This window comes from Massilia phosphatilytica, assembly GCF_977014125.1.
Genome location: NZ_CDRNIL010000141.1, coordinates 1 through 4,106 on the forward strand (window position 1 = coordinate 1; position 4,106 = coordinate 4,106).

Annotated in this window: 3 protein-coding genes and 2 pseudogenes; 2 read left to right on the plus strand and 3 right to left on the minus strand. The window is 63.7% G+C overall.

The window, feature by feature from the left end; translation table 11 throughout:
• Position 1: 1 nt before the first annotated feature.
• A pseudogene (locus ACWNCF_RS05000) lies at positions 2–1,235 on the plus strand (FAD-dependent oxidoreductase); the annotation flags it as partial.
• On the opposite strand, the pseudogene ACWNCF_RS05005 reads toward ACWNCF_RS05000, so the two are convergent.
• The 3 genes and pseudogenes from ACWNCF_RS05005 to merT form a co-directional block, all read right to left on the minus strand.
• Positions 1,233–2,550: pseudogene (locus ACWNCF_RS05005) on the minus strand (mercury(II) reductase); the annotation flags it as partial. The pseudogenes ACWNCF_RS05000 and ACWNCF_RS05005 overlap by 3 nt on opposite strands.
• A gap of 71 nt (positions 2,551–2,621) precedes the next feature.
• Complete coding sequence (gene merP, locus ACWNCF_RS05010) at positions 2,622–2,897, minus strand: mercury resistance system periplasmic binding protein MerP (RefSeq protein WP_003131987.1); 276 nt, start codon at positions 2,895–2,897, stop codon at positions 2,622–2,624.
• 12 nt (positions 2,898–2,909) lie between these two features.
• A complete protein-coding gene (gene merT, locus ACWNCF_RS05015; protein ID WP_003131974.1) occupies positions 2,910–3,260 on the minus strand; it encodes a mercuric ion transporter MerT in 351 nt (116 codons plus the stop codon).
• Positions 3,261–3,331: 71 nt separating this feature from the next.
• Here merT and ACWNCF_RS05020 point away from each other — a divergent pair, with 71 nt between their 5' ends.
• Positions 3,332–3,766 carry a mercury resistance transcriptional regulator MerR gene (locus ACWNCF_RS05020; protein WP_003131969.1) on the plus strand — a complete coding sequence of 145 codons (435 nt, stop codon included), beginning with the start codon at positions 3,332–3,334 and terminating at the stop codon, positions 3,764–3,766.
• Positions 3,767–4,106: the final 340 nt, after the last annotated feature.

Genomic DNA, 4,106 nt, shown 5'->3' on the forward strand with positions numbered 1-4,106 from the left:
TATGTCAGTCGGCGCCACAGTTGATAGAATCTATCTCAAAAATCACCGTACTACTTGCGACTCGTGCGCGGCGCACGTCAAGGAAGCGCTGAAACTAGCGTGCAGTCGGCGCTGGTGTCCTATCCGAAAGGCACGGTACTCGCCATCGTGCCGGGCACATCGCCGGAACGGCGCCACTGCCGCCGTGGCCGGAGCACCGGGCTACAAGGCAACGCGCTCACCGCGCTACTGGCGGACAACCGCGTCGGACTGCTCGACAAGGTGCGGCAGATGGCCGCCGCCGACACGGCGGCACGAGCCCCCGGTGGAGCGGTCATTGGCAGCGGTGGAGCCGCGATGGCGGCGGCCGTCTGGCCGTCGAGCAGCGCGCAGGTCACGGTCATCGAGCGCGGCACCTCATCGGCGGCACCTGCGTCAATGTCGGCCCGCGCGCCGTCCAAGATCATCATCCGTGCCGCCCACATCGCCATCTGCGCCGGGAAAGCCCGTTCGATGTGCATTTTGCGGCAACTGTGCCTACGATTTCGATGCAGTAAGCTGCTGGCCCAGCAGCAGGCCGCGTCGACGAACCGCACGCCAGGAATGAACACTTCTGGGCGGTAATCCGGCCATCACCGTTGTGCACGGTGAGGCGCGCTTCAAGGACGACCGTCCGTTCGAAGAGGTGGCCAGCGCTTCGCCGACGTTCGACCGCTGCCTGAGTCGCCACGCGTGATCCTGCGACTCCCGGGCTTGAAGAGTCACCCTACTGGACTACCGAGGCCGGCGAGCGACACCATCTCCCGACGCCTTGCCGTAATCGGCTCGTCGGCGTGAGCTGGCGCAAGCCTTTGCCCGGCTGGAGCAAGGTCACGGGGTCCTGCGCGCAATACGCTTCTTCCGTGAAGACCCGGCCATCGGCGAGGCGGTGCAGCCGCTTTCCCGTGCCGAGGGCATCGAGGTGCTGGAGCACACGCAAGCCAGCCAGGTCGCCCATATGGACGGTGAATTCGCGCCGACCACCACGCACGGCTGAATGGCGCGCCACAAGCTGCTGGTTGCCACCGGGTCGGACACGCACGCGCAGCCTTCGGCGCTGACGCAGCGGGGGTCACTGCGCCAATTGGGAAGCTCTTCCTTCACCAAGGACGGCACGAGCAACCCGAACATCTACGTGCGGCGACTGCACCGACCAGCCGCAGTTCGTCCACGCGGCGGCAGCGGCCGGACCCGCGCCGGCGATCAACATGACCGGCCGGCATTGCGGTCAGGTCGAGCGCCGCATCGCCGCCGGTCATGTTGATCGCGGCACGGGTGCCGGCCGCTGCCGCCACATAGACGAACTGCGGCTGGTCGGTGCAGTCGCCGGCCGCGTAGATGTTCGGGTTGCTCGTGCGCATGCCTTGGTCGATGACGATGGCACCTTGCGCATTGACAGTGACCCCCGCTGCGTCCAGCGCGAGGCTGCGCGTGTTCGGTGTCCGACCGGTGGCAACCAGCAGTTTGTCGGCGCGCAATTCACCGTGCGTGGTGGTCAGCACGAATTCACCGTCCATATGGGCGACCTGGCTGGCTTGCGTGTGCTCCAGCACCTCGATGCCCTCGGCACGGAAAGCGGCTGTCACCGCCTCGCCGATGGCCGGGTCTTCACGGAAGAACAAGGTATTGCGCGCCAGGACCGTGACCTTGCTGCCCAGCCGGGCAAAGGCTTGCGCCAGCTCCAGCGCCACCACCGACGAGCCGATTACGGCAAGGCGTTCGGGAATGGTGTCGCTCGCCAGGGCCTCGGTGGAAGTCCAGTAGGGTGACTCTTTCAAGCCCGGAATCGGCGGGACCGCCGGGCTGGCACCCGTGGCGACCAGGCAGCGGTCGAACATCACGACGCGCTCGCCACCCTCGTTCAAACGGACGGTAAGGCTCTGGTCGTCCTTGAAGCGCGCCTCACCGTGCACAACGGTGATGGCCGGATTACCGCCCAGGATGCCTTCGTACTTGGCGTGCCGCAGTTCGTCGACGCGGGCCTGCTGCTGGGCCAGCAGCTTACTGCGGTCAATGGTAGGCACAGTTGCCGCAATACCGCCATCGAACGGGCTTTCCCGGCGCAGATGGGCGATGTGGGCGGCGCGGATCATGATCTTGGACGGCACACAGCCGACATTGACGCAGGTGCCGCCGATGGTGCCGCGCTCGATCAGCGTGACCTGCGCGCCTTGCTCGACGGCCTTCAGCGCCGCCGCCATCGCGGCTCCACCGCTGCCAATGACCGCTACCTGCACCGGGGGCTGCGTTGCCACTGTGCTTTTCGGCGGCGGCCATCCATCCCCGCACCTTGTCGAGCAGTCCGACGCGGTTGTCCGCCAGTGGCGCATCGGCTAGCGTTGCCTTGTAGCCCAGTCCGGCCACGGCGGCAGTCAGCGCGTCCGGCGATGTGCCCGGCACGATGGCGAGTTGCGCTGTGCCCTTCGGATAGGACACCAGCGCCGACTGCACGCCTGGCACTTTTTCCAGCGCTTCCTTGACGTGCGCCGCGCACGAGTCGCAAGTCATGCCGGTGATTTTTAGATGGGTCATGCAACAGATCCTTTATCGTTTGTGGCGCCAGACAATGACGTCCGTTGTGCTGCGGTGCCGTTTTCAGTGACTCACTGCTTGACGCTGGACGGATAGCCCGCGTCTGCGGTTGCCTTGGTCAGCTTCTGCACGCTGGTCTTGGCATCGTCGAAGGTGACGACCGCTTGGCGTGTCTCGAAAGTCACGTCAACTTTGCTGACGCCTTCGACCTTGGAAATCGCCTTCTTGACAGTGATCGGGCAGGCGGAGCAGGTCATGCCCGGTACGGACAGCGTGACGGTCTGGGTGGCGGCCCAGACGGGGGCAACAACGGCGGCGAGGGCGAGGGAGGCAAACAGTTTCTTCATGGTGAACTCCGATCAGTAGAAAAATGGCATGACGTAGGGAAATCCGAGCGCGACCAGAACCAGCGCGGCCACGATCCAGAAAATGAGCTTGTAAGTAGCTCGCACTTGGGGAATCGCGCAGACCTCACCCGGTTTGCAGGCCGCTGCCTGCCGGTAGATGCGCCGCCAGGCGAAGAACAACGCCACCAGCGCCACGCCGATAAAGATGGGGCGATAGGGTTCCAACACCGCCAAGTTGCCGATCCAAGCGCCGCTGAACCCCAAGGCGATCAGAACCAACGGCCCGAGGCAGCAAGCCGAGGCGAGGATGGCTGCAAGCCCTCCAGTGAAGAGCGCGCCGCGCCCGGTTTTTGGTTCAGACATGCGCTTGTCCTTTCGAATTGAAATTGGATAGCGTAACCTTACTTCCGTACTCATGTACGGAGTCAAGCGATATGGAAAACAATTTGGAGAACCTGACCATTGGCGTTTTCGCCAAGGCGGCCGGGGTCAATGTGGAGACCATCCGTTTCTATCAGCGCAAGGGCTTGTTGCTGGAGCCTGACAAGCCCTATGGCAGCATCCGCCGCTATGGCGAGGCGGATGTAACGCGGGTGCGCTTCGTGAAATCAGCCCAGCGGCTGGGCTTCAGCCTGGATGAGATCGCCGAGCTGCTGCGGCTGGAGGATGGCACCCATTGCGAGGAAGCCAGCAGTCTGGCCGAGCACAAGCTCAAGGACGTGCGCGAGAAAATGGCTGACCTGGCGCGCATGGAGGCCGTGCTGTCTGAGTTGGTGTGCGCCTGCCATGCGCGAAGGGGGAACGTTTCCTGCCCGCTGATCGCGTCACTACAGGGTGGAGCAAGCTTGGCAGGTTCGGCTATGCCTTAGCGTGCTTTATTTTCCGTTTTCTGAGACGACCCCATCTATGACGTAGGCGCCTAACGCTTTGCGATCGGCTTTTTGATGGCTCCACGGCGAGCTTTTCGGCGAATTGGCAGGGTAGTCGGCAGAATCAACGCCCGCAAGATGGAAGGCACACCGTTCGCAGCGCGGGAGACGCGGGCCGGCGCCACATCCGGGCTGCTCTGCCGCCAATGGGACACTTGCAACGGCTGCTCAGATTGCCGAAGGTTGGACGCGGCGATCTGATTCACAAGGTGCTGGATCATCCAACTAACTCCTCCGTTTTAACCTTAACAAGACGCAACTGAACCAGTAGAGGGCACAA

Bases quoted from the DNA above. Each gene is read 5' to 3' on its own strand.
- ACWNCF_RS05020 (WP_003131969.1), top strand. From the start codon at position 3,332: ATGGAAAACAATTTGGAGAACCTGACCATTGGCGTTTTCGCCAAGGCG.
- merP (WP_003131987.1), bottom strand. From the start codon at position 2,897: ATGAAGAAACTGTTTGCCTCCCTCGCCCTCGCCGCCGTTGTTGCCCCC.
- merT (WP_003131974.1), bottom strand. From the start codon at position 3,260: ATGTCTGAACCAAAAACCGGGCGCGGCGCGCTCTTCACTGGAGGGCTT.